The sequence below is a fragment of the Chryseobacterium sp. GM_Chr_2 genome, assembly GCF_026540445.1.
Classification (GTDB): domain Bacteria; phylum Bacteroidota; class Bacteroidia; order Flavobacteriales; family Weeksellaceae; genus Chryseobacterium.
Window position 1 is genome coordinate 133851 of sequence record NZ_JALNUD010000008.1, and the last position, 16002, is coordinate 149852.

At 34.7% G+C, this 16002-nt stretch carries 18 protein-coding genes; 14 read left to right on the forward strand and 4 right to left on the reverse strand.

The genetic code is table 11. The annotated features are described in order from the left end of the window. Positions 1 to 91: 91 nt before the first annotated feature. The gene (locus OXQ85_RS13605; RefSeq protein ID WP_267405217.1) at positions 92 to 541 is read left to right on the forward strand and encodes a PA2169 family four-helix-bundle protein; all 450 of its coding nucleotides are present in this window, start codon (positions 92 to 94) and stop codon (positions 539 to 541) included. A gap of 243 nt (positions 542 to 784) precedes the next feature. Then, complete coding sequence (locus OXQ85_RS13610) at positions 785 to 1879, forward strand: GEVED domain-containing protein (RefSeq protein WP_267405218.1); 1095 nt, start codon at positions 785 to 787, stop codon at positions 1877 to 1879. 47 nt (positions 1880 to 1926) lie between these two features. On the opposite strand, the gene OXQ85_RS13615 is transcribed toward OXQ85_RS13610, so the two are convergent. Next, a complete protein-coding gene (locus OXQ85_RS13615) occupies positions 1927 to 2415 on the reverse strand; it encodes a YcxB family protein (protein ID WP_267405219.1) in 489 nt (162 codons plus the stop codon). Positions 2416 to 2424: 9 nt separating this feature from the next. Beyond that, complete coding sequence (locus OXQ85_RS13620) at positions 2425 to 4572, reverse strand: DNA mismatch repair protein MutS (RefSeq protein ID WP_267405220.1); 2148 nt, start codon at positions 4570 to 4572, stop codon at positions 2425 to 2427. A gap of 40 nt (positions 4573 to 4612) precedes the next feature. Here OXQ85_RS13620 and OXQ85_RS13625 point away from each other — a divergent pair, with 40 nt between their 5' ends. After that, positions 4613 to 5173 carry a GNAT family N-acetyltransferase gene (locus OXQ85_RS13625; RefSeq protein WP_267405221.1) on the forward strand — a complete coding sequence of 187 codons (561 nt, stop codon included), beginning with the start codon at positions 4613 to 4615 and terminating at the stop codon, positions 5171 to 5173. Positions 5174 to 5330: 157 nt separating this feature from the next. Continuing rightward, on the forward strand, positions 5331 to 5972 hold the full coding sequence (locus tag OXQ85_RS13630) for a uracil-DNA glycosylase (protein ID WP_267405222.1): 642 nt from the start codon (positions 5331 to 5333) through the stop codon (positions 5970 to 5972). Here the strand turns inward: OXQ85_RS13630 and OXQ85_RS13635 are convergent. Together OXQ85_RS13635 and OXQ85_RS13640 are read right to left on the reverse strand one after the other, a co-directional pair. Next, positions 5959 to 6462 (reverse strand): hypothetical protein, encoded by a 504-nt coding sequence (locus OXQ85_RS13635; protein ID WP_267405223.1) that lies wholly within the window; start codon positions 6460 to 6462, stop codon positions 5959 to 5961. The genes OXQ85_RS13630 and OXQ85_RS13635 overlap by 14 nt on opposite strands. 10 nt (positions 6463 to 6472) lie before the next feature. Next, entirely contained in the window at positions 6473 to 6964 is a 492-nt protein-coding gene (locus OXQ85_RS13640; protein ID WP_267405224.1) for a DUF456 domain-containing protein, read from the reverse strand. 137 nt (positions 6965 to 7101) lie between these two features. Between OXQ85_RS13640 and OXQ85_RS13645 the strand changes: the two genes are divergently transcribed. The 10 genes from OXQ85_RS13645 (at position 7102) to OXQ85_RS13690 (ending at position 16000) form a co-directional block, all read left to right on the forward strand. Continuing rightward, positions 7102 to 8367 carry a mechanosensitive ion channel domain-containing protein gene (locus tag OXQ85_RS13645; protein ID WP_267405225.1) on the forward strand — a complete coding sequence of 422 codons (1266 nt, stop codon included), beginning with the start codon at positions 7102 to 7104 and terminating at the stop codon, positions 8365 to 8367. Positions 8368 to 8447: 80 nt separating this feature from the next. After that, positions 8448 to 9167, forward strand: a complete 720-nt coding sequence (locus OXQ85_RS13650) for a pyridoxine 5'-phosphate synthase (RefSeq protein WP_267405226.1) — start codon at positions 8448 to 8450, stop codon at positions 9165 to 9167. A gap of 105 nt (positions 9168 to 9272) precedes the next feature. Further along, complete coding sequence (locus OXQ85_RS13655) at positions 9273 to 10052, forward strand: alpha/beta fold hydrolase (RefSeq protein ID WP_267405227.1); 780 nt, start codon at positions 9273 to 9275, stop codon at positions 10050 to 10052. A 115-nt stretch (positions 10053 to 10167) separates the two neighbouring features. Beyond that, positions 10168 to 10416, forward strand: coding sequence for a microviridin/marinostatin family tricyclic proteinase inhibitor (locus OXQ85_RS13660; RefSeq protein WP_267405228.1), 249 nt, complete (start codon positions 10168 to 10170; stop codon positions 10414 to 10416). Positions 10417 to 10439: 23 nt separating this feature from the next. Next, positions 10440 to 10658, forward strand: coding sequence for a microviridin/marinostatin family tricyclic proteinase inhibitor (locus OXQ85_RS13665; RefSeq protein WP_267405229.1), 219 nt, complete (start codon positions 10440 to 10442; stop codon positions 10656 to 10658). A gap of 43 nt (positions 10659 to 10701) precedes the next feature. Next, positions 10702 to 10926 (forward strand): microviridin/marinostatin family tricyclic proteinase inhibitor, encoded by a 225-nt coding sequence (locus OXQ85_RS13670; RefSeq protein ID WP_267405230.1) that lies wholly within the window; start codon positions 10702 to 10704, stop codon positions 10924 to 10926. A 93-nt stretch (positions 10927 to 11019) separates the two neighbouring features. Then, the gene (locus OXQ85_RS13675; protein WP_267405231.1) at positions 11020 to 12006 is read left to right on the forward strand and encodes an MvdC/MvdD family ATP grasp protein; all 987 of its coding nucleotides are present in this window, start codon (positions 11020 to 11022) and stop codon (positions 12004 to 12006) included. Next, the gene (locus OXQ85_RS13680; protein WP_267405232.1) at positions 11969 to 12985 is read left to right on the forward strand and encodes an MvdD family ATP-grasp ribosomal peptide maturase; all 1017 of its coding nucleotides are present in this window, start codon (positions 11969 to 11971) and stop codon (positions 12983 to 12985) included. The genes OXQ85_RS13675 and OXQ85_RS13680 overlap by 38 nt, the downstream gene beginning before the upstream one ends. Positions 12986 to 13223: 238 nt before the next feature. Further along, on the forward strand, positions 13224 to 14237 hold the full coding sequence (locus OXQ85_RS13685; RefSeq protein ID WP_267405233.1) for an NAD-dependent epimerase/dehydratase family protein: 1014 nt from the start codon (positions 13224 to 13226) through the stop codon (positions 14235 to 14237). Further along, entirely contained in the window at positions 14234 to 16000 is a 1767-nt protein-coding gene (locus tag OXQ85_RS13690; protein ID WP_267405234.1) for a long-chain fatty acid--CoA ligase, read from the forward strand. The genes OXQ85_RS13685 and OXQ85_RS13690 overlap by 4 nt, the downstream gene beginning before the upstream one ends. The last annotated feature ends 2 nt before the right edge of the window (positions 16001 to 16002 follow it).

The following is a 16002-nucleotide window of genomic DNA, read 5'->3' on the forward strand; positions in this document are numbered from 1 at the left end:
TGGCAAAAAGTGGTCTTATAGTTGTATATTCTTGATCATGAAATTTTACGATACAGTATTGTAAAATGTATAACACACCAAAAAATTTAATATGAACAACGACAAAACAGTATCAGTATTGAATGATCTGCTGAACATTACCAACGACAGAATTGAAGGATTTTCTAAAGTAGAAGACAAAGTTTGGGATACCCATTCGGGGCTTAAAAGCGATTACGATCAAATGGTTTCACAGTCTCAGACCATGAAAAATGATTTGATTCGTTTAATTAACCAAAAAGGAGGAGAAGCAGATAATACGACAAGTACAGCTGGGGCAATTCACAGAGCATGGATTGATGTGAAGAATTCATTTTCGGGAGACAAAGATGATTCTACTCTTGGAAACGTAGTTTTCGGAGAAAATGCTGCGATTGATGCCTACCAAAGTGCACTTGATAGCGGAGATCTTTGCCCTGAAAGCACGAGATTGGTTTCTGATCAGCTGCATCACCTAAAATCTTCTTATGCTAAATTTGAAAATTTAGAAGATAGAAATTAAGCTCAGAAATTATAAATAGTCAGAAGGTTGTCTTTATAGGCAGCCTTTTTTATTTTGAAAATAGTCTGTAAACATAATTACAGTCAATTTTTTTCTTTAGAACTAAAAATGAAAATTTTTTTAATAAAGTGGAAATGTAAAATGCTGATAAATGTATGAAATGTAAATTTATATGGCAAAAATGTAATAAAATTTTGAAATTTTTACGTTATTTTTAAGTGAATTTTTAAAACCATGAAAAATATGACAAAAAATCTACTTTATTTATTCCTGTTTTTATCCGGAATTTCATTGTTTCAAAGCAAAATTAAACTTACAGAAGAATCGGAATCTGCTTTTTTCTGTGATACCAACGTACCACTGAATGTTCAGGTATCCAATGTAACGCTCACAACTGGAACCGTAACCTGGACTTCCGATCCCAATACTCCTGAAAACATAGTAAGATTTCGAATGGTAGGATCAGCAACGTGGTCTGTAGTTACTTCTATAACGGGGCTGTCTTCTTTTACAATGACGGGATTAACACCTTGCACAGCGTATGAAGTGCAAGTAGCTAAAATCTGTTCTGTGGTAGGAACTTGGTCGGAACCTATTATTTTCACAACCTCATTAAATTACTGCGCAAGCAATTCCACTAATAATAATGTGGTGCATATTTCTAATATTACCTTCAATGCGACAGGTTTTCCGGCTATGGTAAGCAATTCCGGAGCTTCATTCTATACAGATTACCGCCTAGATCCAGCGCGCCACATCACTGCTAATGTAGGAACTACCGGGAATACATTGGCCGTTAGCAGAACATGGAATGGCACGCCAACTCCTTTTAGAGTACAGGCTTGGATAGACTTTAATGCGAATGGAATTTTTGATAATTCAGAAATGGTATTGAATATGAATTCCGGAACAGCGCCTATTGTAACGAGCTCATTTAACATTCCGGTACTTGCATTTACAGGAACGAATAGCCCAATGTGCGGAACGACTATGAGGGTTATTGTGTCGCCGGAAATTGTCAGTAACGGATGCGGAACTTTCGCAGAGGGCGAAGTTGAAGATTACGGAATTACATTCTCAAGCAGTTTCTTATCTACAAATGAAGCCAGCAAGAAAAATGAAGTGACGATTTATCCCAATCCAGCCTCGGACATTCTTCATGTTTCAGGAATTACCACCAATGCAAATTTTGAAATTTATAATGTTTTGGGACAAAAAGTAGAGGAAGGAACGGCCTTAAATAATAAAATTAATCTGCACAATATGACAAGAGGAAATTATTTTCTTCATGTAAAAGATAAAGATCAGTCAGTTCAATTAAAATTCATTAAAAAGTAAATATAACAAAAGAGAGTGCCCATAAACACTCTCTTTTTATTTTTAAATTAATCGTTTCTTAATTTTGACCGTATTTTATTATTTTTCACAATATTTCGGAATTCTAAAATCTGATCTTTCGTGAAAAACTTTTTCGGAACCATATTCATAATCTGAGCCGTTTGGTAGATCAGAAACCAGTCTTTCTTTTCTTTCACTTTATAGACCGTATTCCAAGCAAATTCTGAATCAAAGGTTTCTCCTTTGGATTGAATATTTTCATTTGTAAACGTATAAGAAATATTTTCCTGAATCATTTGGTTTGAATAAAAAATTTTCCTCACACTAAAATACGTTCGAATGATAATAAATACAAAAAAGATCAACAGCCAGACAGAAGCAGATTCCATAAATTCCCGGTTATCATTATCTGTATTATAATAATTGATTCCAAAGAATATCAATGCAATTATTGGAAATATAATGATTCGTATTAATGAATTTTTTAGGTTGAATAGTAAAAAATCCTTAAAAACGATTCGTGTTTCTACCGTCATTGTTGAAATTTAAATTCTTTCCAGTTCATCTGCATCAATCGTGGTTTTGAACGTTCCGTAATTCACGATCACTTTATTCCTCGAAATTTTTTCAATCGTTCCGACACTCGTACTTCCTGAAATTCTCACACGTTGTCCCACTTTCATCCAAAGCGCGCGGTCGGTTTTACGTTTTTCTTCCAGTTTTTCATTGGTTTCTGTGATTTTTTCAATCACTTCTTCTTTCTTCAGCTGTTGCGTGATTTTTCTTTTCACAACCTGAAGTCTTTTGGATTCATCTTTATCAGCTCCAATTTTTCTGAATTTTTCCTGTTCCAGAATTTTCACAAAATCTTTTACCACATCTTTCCTCGATTTGCCTTTCACGTAACTGTCGATAAAAGATTCAATTTTGGTTCCGAACTGAAGTTTACGATGTTCTTCTTCATACAGTTTCTGGAAATTGAATAACTTTTGTTGAAGCTGTTCATTCAGTTTTTGAAGATTATCACGTTTGTCTTCCACAGATTCTTTTCTTTCGGCAAGATCGGTTTTCAGTTTTTCAACTTCATATTTTTCCTGCTGAAGCTTTACAATCGTTTTATCCAGATTTACAATATCATGTTCCACTTTTTTCTTCGCAGAATGAATGATAAATCTCGGGATTTTATTCTTCTCGGCAACCTCAAAAGTAAATGAACTTCCCGCTTGTCCGACTTCCAATTTATACATCGGTTCAAGCGTTTCTTCATTAAAAAGCATCGCCGCATTCTGAGCATGCGGAAGTTGTTCTACCGCCAATTTAATGTTGGTGTAGTGGGTTGTAATGATCGCAAAACTCTTTTTATCGTAGAAAAATTCAAAGAAACTCTCTGCCAAAGCGCCACCCAGTTCAGGATCAGATCCTGTTCCAAATTCATCAATGAGTAAAAGCGTATTAGCATCGGCTTCACGAATGATTCCGCCCATTTTCTTCAATCTTGAGGAATAAGTTGAAAGGTGATTTTCAATCGATTGATTGTCACCAATATCGGTCATGATTTTATCAAAGAAAAACATCTCGGATTTCGGATGAGTTGGAACCAAAATTCCACTCTGAATCATCAATTGAAGCAATCCTACTGTTTTCAATGTGATTGATTTTCCTCCCGCATTCGGTCCGGAAATACAGATAATTCTGTTTTGATCCGTTAAACTCAGCGTTTGTGAGAAAATGGTTTTGTTTTCCGCTTTATTTCTTAAAAATAATAAAGGATGGAACGCTTCTCTTAATTTTAAGGTCTTATGACGATTGATTTTTGGTAAAACTCCGTTAATCAATTCTGCAAATTTTGCTTTCGCTCTCGTAAGATCAAGGTCAAAAATATATTTCTGATATCTCCAAAGTTGAGGTTGAAATTCTGCCAATTCTGAGGTTAACTTTCTCAGAATTTTGTCGATTTCCTTTTTCTCTTCTTCTTCGCTTTCTTTTAATTTAAAGTAATGTTTTACTACAGAATCCGGTTGCATGTAAGTGATAGAACCCGTTTTTGAAAGGCCTAAAACTCGCCCAGCCACTCTTTTCTTGTAGGCAGATTTTACCGCCAACACTCTTTGATCGTCAATGATCGTTTCGCGAATATCATCCAAGAAATCACTTTGCCCATAATTGAATAAAGCGCGGTTGAAATTTTCGGTAATTGCTTTTTTAGCAATCTGAATTTCTGCTCTTAACGCTTTTAAAACTGGAGAAGCCTCACTTTTTACTTCACCAAAACGGTTAAAAACTTTATCAACTTTATCAATAATTTCTTTTTTGAATTCCAACCCAGAAACATCCTGAATTAAGGTAGGAAAAGTTTCAGGCATCGTTGGGAAAAATTTCTGCAGTTTCCCAATTTGCTCCGTGATGGTTTTGATTCTGATGAAAGCGCTGTTCTCAAGACGGTAATTCTCGATCAGCATTAGCTTAAGCTCACTTTCAATATCTTCATATTCATCAAACGGAATCGCATTTGAACTTTCAAAACTCGACAAATATTCGGACGTTTTTTTCAATGAAAGTTCTGCCTCGTCAATTTCCATCGGACGAAGTTGAAGAATTTTCTCTCTTGTTTTCGGAGAATACGCAAATGGAGAAATTTCCGCGAGCAATTGCGGAAACTCTAATTCGTTTAAATCTTCTTTATTTATATACACATTGCAAATTTAGTGAGAAAATGTGAATGTTAATTTGAAAATGAGTGAATTTGATGATTTGAAAATATCTATTGATCAGGATTTTTTATATTTGAGCATGAAACTTGAAACCGAAAGATTAGAACTAAAAGGAATCAACGAAAGTTATGTCGATGATATTCTGAAAATCCGAAGTAATGAAATCATCAATCAATTCGTGCGAAGAAACTCTCCGAAGAATAATTACGATGCGCTGCAATTTATTTTAACCATTAAAGAAAGAACTCAAAATAATCAAACCTATTATTGGGGAATTTCTTTAAAAGATCAACCGAATCTGATCGGAACAATTTGTCTTTGGAATTTCTCTGAAGATCGAAAAGAAGCAGAAGTAGGATATGAATTATTACCCGATTATCACAGAAAAGGTATCATGTCGGAAGCATTAAAAGCGGTTTTAGATTTTGGTTTTAATGATTTACATTTGCAGGAAATTGTAGCAATGACCAATAAATTCAACGAAAACTCAAAAGATCTTCTTTTAAAACATGATTTTGTGTTGGAAGAGGGAAGGGAAGATGAAGGTTTTCCGGATAATTTGGTTTTTAGTTTGAAGAAATAGAGTTTCATTTGTCATTTCGACGAAGGAGAAATCTAATTTTTTATTCCTTAAATTTGTCGTTTAATAGAGATTCTTCACTGTGCTTCATTAAGAATGATAGTCTGGCGTTAAAATTGAATTCTCAAATTAAATCATTCTCAAATTTTCAAATTAAAAAATGACCTGGACAGAAATATTAGCCCCTATAAAAAGCACTCCTTATTTTACCAACCTTTGGGAAAAAGTAAAGCAAGAATACGCAACCACAAAAGTTTTTCCACCGAAAAATCAGATTTTCAGAGCATTGGAAATTACACCTTTTGATGATATTGAGGTGGTGATTATCGGACAAGATCCTTACCATAATGATTATCAGGCGAATGGTTTATGTTTTTCTGTTTCCGAGCAGGTTGCTGCACCTCCTTCGTTAAAAAATATTTTTACAGAATTGAAAGATGATATTGGAGTTGAAAGAACTTCAAAAGAATTAGACGATTGGGGAAAACAAGGCGTTTTATTATTAAATGCCACATTAACAGTTCGTGCGCATACACCAAACTCCCATAAAGATCTGGGGTGGGAAACATTTACCAATTTTATCATTAAAGAAATTTCAGACAAAAAAGAGAATGTAGTTTTTGTTCTTTGGGGAGCTTTTGCGCAAAAAAAAGCCGAATTTATAGATCCGACTAAGCATTTTATTTTGAAGTCGGCGCATCCTTCACCGTTTTCTGTGTATAGAGGATTTTTTGGGAGCAAGCCGTTTTCAAAAATCAACGAATATTTAATCTCAAAAGGAAAGAAGCCTATCTCGTGGTAGGTTTTTCTCCTGTTTTTTTTATGGTAATTCCGATTTTATAATTTCCGGCTAATGCTCTTGTGCCGTCTTTTGAATTAGGGTAAGGTGTAACTTCAGCCAAGGAAATGGTATAACCGTTAAATGCTGCAGATTTAGAATAATTTCTTCCCGTATTATCCATTGTGGCAAGACTTAAATTCATAGGTCGGGTAGTGGTTCCCATTACCTGAACGCTCGCAACGGCGACTCCGGCCCAAATGCAATTTACATCTCTAGGGCATCGACTGTCTTCTGTAATGCCTGAGAAAGTGACATTCATTTGAAATTCTTTCAGAAATTTATTCTCACCTTCTTTGAAATAGATGATTTCTCCATCGGCATTCATAGGTTTCGATTCTTTATCTCTAGTCTGTGAAACTGAAGTTTTTGTTGAGGTTTTCGCTTCCTTTTGAGCACTGCAGCTAGCTAATGTTAAAAGTCCTACACTGAATATAATGGTTTTATGTAACATGATTTTTCGTTTATAAAATACTAAGCATATTCAATATTACTACCAAAAACATTGCCACGCCTACCACAAAGCTGAAACCTGTTCCATAGATGAATCCTATAAAAGCTCCTTTGGTAGATTTCCAGGCTTTTGTAATGTCTTTGCTGTCGTGTAGCAATTCTCCGATAAAAACTCCCGCGAACATTCCTACCAAAAATCCTAATGGAATTGGTAAAAATAATCCTACGATCGTTCCTACAACTGAACCAATACTTCCCCAACGTGTTCCACCGTATTTTCTGTTGGTTTTTGCCGGAATTACGTAGCTTAAAACAACAGAAGCAATCGTCAATATTCCGAAAGCCCAAACGTATATCATGGGAAGATCTGCATCCGTTCCGAATTTGTAAATTAATAATCCACAAATACTTAGCAATAATCCCGGTAAAACGGGTAAAAATGTACCGAGTATTCCCACGAACAGTAATACGAGACAGAGAATATTGATTAATGTGGTATCCATGTTGAAAATTTATAATGCAAGATATAAAATAAAGAAGAATTTTGTGTATGGTTAAAAATTTTTGGGATGATAATTGATGCAGAATATTTGAATCTATTTACTTTAAGATCGATCGTAAATTTTTTAAATTTGCTGTAATGAATGACCAAATAAAAGAAACCAAAAGTTTTTTACAGGAACTTACCGAACCGCTTTACGGCTACATAAGTAAAATATCACCCACAGGATTGGATTGGGTTTTACATATTATCGTGAAGTTATTTTTACTGTGTGCCATATTTTTAATCTTAGACTTTGTCTATAAGTTTATCATCAATTTTGTATTCAGATTTTTTCGCAATCAGGAAAAGTTTCCTATTATACAATCTATTTATCAGTCGAAAATATCAAATTCTTTAGCTCATATCGGGGCTTTGGTTTTTATAGGAAGTATTCATGAGTCCATTTTTTACGGCGCTTTACCGGCAACAACAATATTTATCAACAGATGTATAAATTTAGCATTAGTAATGATTATTGCAGGAATGCTTTATCGTGCTTTAACAGCCTTTAGACATTATTTTACTATTAAGCAAGATTTCTACAAAATCATGGCATTGAATGCAATTTCTGAAACAGTGAAAATCCTCGGAATTTTTATCTTTTCTGTATTAGGAATTTGTGTGATATTTGGTATAAAAGGAAGTACGATTGTCGGTAGTTTAGGGGCGATTACTGCAGTTTTAGTATTGGTTTTCAGAGATACCATCTTAGGTTTTGTAACAGGAATTCATGTTGCTACATCTAAAAATTTAAAAGTTGGAGATTGGGTAAGTATTCCAAAATATACGATTGAGGGAAACATTACAGAAATTAATCTTTTAACAACAAAAATTACCAATTTTGATAAAACGGTTTCTACAATTCCGACGTATGATCTGTTGACAACAGAGATCAAAAATATGCAAATCATGTCTGAATCGAATACGCGAAGAATTAAAAAGTCAATTTATTTTAATATCAATTCATTTAAATTTTTAACAGATGAAGATATTGAACGTTTAAAACAAATTAATTTGATTGCCGATTATTTGGAAGGAAAAACCGCTGAATTAAGAAAAGAGAAGGAAAATATTAAGCATAAAGATAAAGTTGTTAACGGAAATCAATTGACAAATATTGGTGTTTTCCGTTATTATGCTCAGAAATACATTGAAAATGATCCTGATGTAAATCAGGAAGCGGCTATGATGGTTCGCCAGCTGGATATTACAACGCAAGGCCTACCAATGGAAATTTATTGTTTTGCGAATGATTCGAAATGGGAACATTTTGAACAGATTCAAGCTGATATTTTTGATCATTTAATGGTAGCTTCTAAGGAATTTGATCTTCAGATCATGCAGATTGGTTTGCCAAAATAATAATCTGCTAATTTAAAGACATTTAAAATGTTTATAGGAAAAAGCCCAATTTTTAAGTTGGGTTTTTTTATTTTTGTAGCATGACAAAATTAAGTGTAAACATTAATAAAATTGCAACACTTAGAAACGCCAGAGGTGGCGAAACACCAAGCGTTACAGAAGCTGCAATTAAAATTCAGGAGTTTGGCGGACAGGGAATTACGATTCACCCAAGACCTGATGAAAGACATATTATGAGAAAAGATGTTTATGATCTGAAACCGCTGGTTACCACGGAATTTAATATCGAAGGAAATCCTCACAGACCTTTTATTGATATGGTTTTGGAAGTAAAACCTGAGCAGGTGACTTTAGTTCCGGATGCTGATGATGCAATTACATCAAACGCGGGTTGGGATACAAAAAAACACTTAGATTTTCTTACTGAGATTATTGCAGAGTTTAAAAATGCAGGAATCAGAACGTCAATTTTCCTTGATCCTACTCCTGAATTGGTAGAATATGCTGCTAAAACAGGAGCCGACAGGATTGAATTATACACGGAAGCTTACGCAAAAGATTATTTAATCAATAAAGAACAGGCGATCAAACCTTATTATGATACTGCAGTTATTGCTTCTGAATTTGGATTAGGAATTAATGCAGGACACGATTTAAGCTTAGATAATTTAAAATATTTTGCTGATAATATCCCAAATTTACTGGAAGTTTCCATTGGGCATGCTTTGGTTTCTGAAGCTTTGTATATGGGATTAGAAAATACAGTTCAGGCTTATCTGAAGAGATTGGCACAATGGTAGGCTGAAGGCTGGAAGCCGGAAATCAGATGCTGGAAGTTTTATGCAGTCTTGATATTAACTTCTTGCTTCCATCATTCATCTTCTATCCTTAATAAACAAAAACTTATGGAAATTTTACATTCAAAAATATTTGGCGAAACGCTTTCGTCGACACCGCTTTTAGTATTTCACGGATTGTTTGGAATGCTTGATAACTGGGGAGGTTTTGGTAAAGATCTTGGAGAATTTTTACCGACTCACCTTATTGATCTGAGAAATCATGGAAGGAGTTTTCATTCCGAAGATATGTCTCATAATGATTTGGCTGATGATATCATGCGTTATATGAATCATTACGGAATTGAAAAAGCACACATTTTAGGACATTCTCTCGGCGGAAAAGCGGTGATGCAGTTTGCGATAAAATATCCTCAAATGGTTGATAAACTGATTGTTGTCGATATTTCTCCAAAAGCATATCCTCCACATCATCAGGGAATTATTAAAGCATTGCAAAGCGTTGATTTCGATACAGTAAATTCCAGAAATGAGGTGGAAGCTGTGTTAACACAGTATATTCCTGAAAAATCGACGATTCAGTTTTTAACAAAGAACCTGTATTGGGATGATGATAAAAAGTTAAACTGGAGATTCAATCTTAAAACATTAGCTGAAAAATACACAGAATTTGTTTCAAATGCTATAAAATTTGGAGTTTTTGAAGGTGAAACTTTATTTATCGCAGGCGAGAAATCAAATTATATTCTTCCTCAGGATGAATTCTCGATTAAGCAGCAGTTTCCAAAAGCAAAAATTGTAACCGTGAAAAATGCCGGACATTGGGTTCAGGCTGAAAATCCTGTAGATTTTGCTAAAGTTGTAAAGGGATTTTTGAATTTAGATTAATAATATTTTGAATTTTGTTGTAATTTGTTAAAATTTTCTTAAAAATAATTTTATTCTTCTCCCTGTGAATTTTTTTTGATACTTTAGGCTCTCTAAATCACTAAATATTAATACCATGGAAAAGAAAAATTCTAAAAAGCCTTTCTTTGCTACTTTCTTAGAAAAACAAATTAAAGATCCTGAAACTATTCAGGGTGGTTCATCGCCTATCCTTACAGCTGCTCTTGAAGACAGTCCGATAACTACAAATCCGTTGAAAGATTCTGTTACTTCTGTCGTAATGGATACCGTTACGCGTCCCGGAGGCGATCACGTGACTTTGAAGTTTCCTTCTGACGGAGACGATGATACGCAAACTGTATAATTAATTATCCAAATTACGATATTATGAAAAAGAAAAACTCAAAAAAGCCGTTTTTCGCTTCATTTCTTGAAAAGCAAATTCAGGATCCAGAAGCTATTCAGGGAGGTACAACTTCCATCACTACTGCTCCGTTAATTGATGCCAGCACGGCTCCTGTAATGGATACAGTTACACGTCCTGGTGGCGATCATGTAACATTGAAGTATCCTTCAGATAGCGATGAAGATACAATTTTGGTATAAAAACTATCAAAATCTAAACTAAAATCAATCAAAATAAAATATTATGAATAATAAGAATTCAAAAAAACAGCCTTTTTTTGCTAAATTTTTAGAAAAGCAATTGAAAGATCCTGAAACAGTAAAAGGAGGTACAGATATTACAATTCCTGAAAGAGATTCTGTAATGACTAACAAATTTAATGATACGGCAACATTGCCTGAAAAAGATCTAGCTCAGACTCAGAAGTATCCGTCAGACGGTGATGATGATGTGCAATATCTTGACTAATTATCTTTATAGTTTAAAATCGTACTTACAACTATATTAAAATGAAAGGAAACTTAAAAAGTTAAGTTTCCTTTTTTAATAAAACTTACCCCAATGATTCTTTGTATCACTCACTCACAGGATTTTTACAATATAGATCTCTTTTTTGATTATCTAAAAGAGAAAAATATTCCGTATTTCAGACTCAACTCAGATCATCTGAATCATCTTCAGAAAATTGATGTGAATGAAAATTCTTTTGAATTAACAGATGAATCAGGGAACAAAATTCACTCAAACGATATAAAGGCAGTTTGGCACAGAAAATCTTGGCGAATTAATATTCCGGAGGAATTGGATGAAAATTATGAAAGAATTTTTCTTAAAGAATATGCTGCCCTTCGTGAAAATTTGATGAGCACATTAGAGCATATTCCGTGGATCAATCCTTTTGAAAGTGAAAAAAAAATAGACCGCAATAAAATGCTTCAGCTGAAAATTGCCAAAAAGCATAATTTAATAATACCTAAAACGCTTTTTTCTAATGATAAAGAGAAGATTACGACATTTTTCCATCAACATTGTAACGGAAAAGCAGTGGCAAAACTTCATGGCGTAATCACCAAGTCGATGAACGGAGAAAATTTTCTTTCAACAACAGTTATTGACGAAAATAATTTGGAATTTATTGCTGATATCGCGTATTGCCCAATGATTTTTCAGCCTTATATAGATAAAGAATATGAACTGAGAATCGTTTATATCGATGGTGAATTTTTTACAGGAAAAATCAATAACAGCGAAAATCCTGACTGGCGAATTGCTCAGGGAAATTTTTTTTGGTCAGAATATGATTTACCTGAATATATTAAAGCCAGTTTAACCGCCATGATGAAAGAAATGGATCTTTACCTCGGAGCCATAGACATGATTAAAGGCAGAGACGGAAAATACTATTTTTTAGAGGTAAATCCTCAGGGAGAGTGGGGAATGCTCCAGAAAGAATTAAATTTTCCCATTGCACAGAGAATTGCAGACAATCTTATAAAAAGAATACATACCCATGAACAAAATCTTAATTATAACGCATACAAAAGATAATTTTTCAATCGAAAAAGTAACGGAATATATTGAAAAAAACGGATGTGAAGTGATCCGTTTTGATGTAGATTTATATCCTTTAAAAAATAAATTAACCACTTCATTTCAGGATGGAAAATGGAATACGATCTTAGAAACACCTGAAGCAAAATATCGTTTGGACGATATTGCAGCCATTTGGTACAGAAGAGCCTATAATATTGGCGAAGGTTTACGCGAAGAATTAGATCCTAAATTTTTTGGCGCCGCGATGGGCGAAATCCGTAATACACTTTTCGGGTTTATAGAATCGGTTGATGCTTATTCGCTGGGGAAACCAAGCGTTTACAGAAGGCTCGACAGTAAAGAAGAACAGCTGAAAATTGCTGATAAAATTGGATTGAAAATTCCGGAATCATGCCTTACAAATAACGCGGATGAAGCCAAAGAATTTATTTTAAAACATAAAAATGTAATCGCCAAAATGCAGACTGGTTTTGCGATCTATGAAGATGGCGTTGAAAATGTGGTGTTTACCAATGTGGTTTCTGAAGATAAGTTAGAAGAATTAGATTCGCTTTTGTATTGTCCGATGCAGTTTCAGAAGATGATTGAAAAGAAAAAAGAACTTCGTGTAACGGTTGTCGGTCGTGATGTCTATGCTTTTGAAATTGATTCCCAACAGTCTGAAGATGCTAAAATCGACTGGCGAAAAGACGGCGTGAATTTAATCGATAAATGGATACAGACCGAGCTTCCGAAAGATATTGAAGACAAAGTGTTGGAGTTATTGGATGTGTACCATGTTGATTACGGCGCGCTGGATATCATCGTTTCGCCGGAGGATGAATATTATTTTATCGAAATCAACGCAGCCGGTGAGTTTTTCTGGCTGGATAATCTTACCGAAGGAAACCAGATTTCTAAAAGTATTGCCGATGTTTTATGTGACAAAGCCCCAAGGCGAGACAATGCCGTTTTGATGGAAACAAAAATCTAAACAGTAACAATTTATATCAATAGAAACGGGCTTTAGTCCGTTTTTTCCATTTTGTACAAAGAAGTAGAGGTATCCAAAAGCTTCTTGAATTTAAAATTTTACGACTTTTATCCATATTTCGTCTTAAAATCTCCTTTAAAAATCGCAAATTTGCAGTTGCCTATTTCGGCTGTTTTTTCGAATTGCCGATTAGGAAATATTGTCATAAATTTAGTCCACAACCAAGTAAAAATAATGAATGGTTTTTGTAACAGGTGCCACTGGAATTTTGGGTAGGGTCGTCGCTCTGGAACTTCTGAAGAGAGGGAAAAGTGTGCGTGCCTCGAAGCGCCCAACAAGTAATCTGGATGATGTGAAGCATTCTTATCAGTTTTATACTGAAAATCCGGATGAATTTTTTAATAAAATTGAGTGGATTGATGTTGATTTTGATGATATTCACGCCCTTCAGGATGCCTTAAAGGGTGTGGATGAGGTCTACCATTGCGCAGCAAAAGTAGGATTTAACCCGAAAGATGATAAAGAAATTTATCATACCAATATCAAAGGAACTGAAAATTTACTATTTGCCTGCGAAGGTTCTGAAGTTAAAAAATTTCTTCACGTAAGTTCGATTGCGGTGCTTGATCTTTTTAATGAAAAAGGAGAATTAGACGAAAGTTCAGATTTCAATCCTAAAGATGAGCATTCTGCTTATGCACTTTCCAAACATCTTTCAGAAATGGAGGTATGGAGAGCTTCTGCCGAAGGACTGAATACCGTTATCGTAAATCCGGGAATGATTGTCGGAAGCGGAAACTGGGGCAACAGCAGCGGAGATATTTTCCCGACTTTTGAAAAGAATAGTTTTACATTTTCCGGCGGCACAAGCTATGCCGATGTAAGAGACGTAGCGAAGATCTGTATTGAACTGATGGAGAAAAATATGTTTGCAGAACGTTTCATTATTATTTCTGAAAATAAAAAATATGCTGATCTGGGAAAACAAATCAGAAAAGCTTTAGGTTTAAAAGAAGCAAAAATACTTTCCGATTTTCAGCTGAATGTTGGAGTTTGGGCCAATACGCTTTTCGGATGGCTGATTCCCGTATTAAGAATGGCCACAAGAACCAATGTGAAAGCAATTTCTTCATTGAATATTGTTTCCAACCAAAAAGTGAAAGATCGATTAAATTACCAGTTCATTCCCTTAGAAGAATCGGTAGATTTTCATCTTAAAAATTATATAAACGACAAAAAGCTGAAGAAATGAATCTTGCAGAGGCGATTATCATAAAAAATGTAGAAAAACATCCTATAAAAGCTGCCATTGGCTTTAAAAAGAAAGAAGGCGGTTGGAAGGAACTGAGCTGGAAAAAATTCAGTGAAGTGGTGTATAAAACTGCCAATGCACTAAAAAATGCCGGAATTGGAGAAAATGATAAAGTGGCAATTTATGCAGATAATTCCGGAGAGTGGATGATTTTCGATTTGGCGATTATGTCTGTAGGTGCCATTACCGTACCTATTTATTCCACCAATAATGCAGAGCAGGCAGAGCATATTATTACTGACTCTCAGGCTAAGATGATCATGGTAGGAAATCAGGCACAATATGATGCATGCCTTGATCTTTTCCAGAAAGGAAGCAGCTTGGAAACGATCATCGTTTCTAAAAAAGCGGTCTGGATTAAAAAAGAATTCAGCAGTTTTTATCTTGAGGATTTTATTGCGAAATCATCTCCGAAATTTGAAATTCACAAAAGAGAATTAGATGATATTGCAACACTTATTTATACTTCCGGAACTACAGGAACTCCTAAAGGGGTAATGTTAACGCACGGAAATTTTATCAAAGCATTTGATGCTCATTTTGAATTTTTTAAGTTTAAAAATTTCGAAGAAGAGCTTTCACTGGCATTTTTACCGCTAACCCACGTTTTCGAAAGAAGCTGGAGTTTACTTTGTATGTACGGTGGCGCCAGAGTGTATTTTCTTGAAGATCCGAAAGATATTGCAAAAACGTTAGAGGAAGTGAAGCCTACCATGATGTGCGCAGTTCCGCGATTTTTCCAGAAAGTATATGCAGGTGTTTTGGAAAAGGCTGAAGAAGGTTCATCAATAAAGAAAAAGATCTTCAACTGGGCTGTGGAAGTTGGAAAACAAACGGCCGAATTCAGAAGAAATGAGCAAACGGCTCCAATTGGTTTAAAACTGAAAGAAGGAATTGCCGATATGCTGGTTTTTAGTAAAATTAAAGGAAAAATGGGCGGCAGATTATGGTTTTTGCCATGTGGCGGCGCTTCTTTATCACCTGAAGTTACCCAGTTTTTCGAATCGATAGGAATTCATATTACCGTTGGATATGGTTTAACGGAAACAACAGCAACTTTAACCCTTTTTCCGTTAACTCATTTTGAACATGGAACAAGCGGAAAACCTCTGCCGGGCGTAGAAATGCGTATCGGTGAAAATGATGAAATCCAGGCGAGAGGAAACGGGATTATGAAAGGGTATTACAACAAACCTGAGGAAACACAGAAAGTTTTCACTGAAGATGGTTGGTTTAAAACGGGTGATGCAGGAAAATTTGATGACAAAGGAAATTTAATTATTACCGACAGAATCAAAGATCTTATGAAAACTTCTAACGGAAAATACATCGCGCCGCAGCAGATTGAAAACCTGCTAACGAATAATAATTTTATTCAGCAGATTGTTCTTATTGCGGAGGGAAGACAGTTTGTTTCTGCCTTAATTGTTCCTAACTTTGAGTTTTTAAAAGAATATTTGAAGAAAAATAATATTCCGTTGACCAACTGGGAAGAAATTGTTACAAAGAAAGAAATTATCGATCTTTATAAAGAGAAAATAAAAGAATTGCAATCTCATCTGGCAGATTATGAAAAGGTAAAGAAATTTACGTTGATGCCCGCGGAATTTGACATCAATACCGGAGAAATAACTCCGACTTTGAAGGTGAAAAGAAATGTGGTTCTTAAAAAATATTCAGATATTATTGAGAAAATGTATTAAAA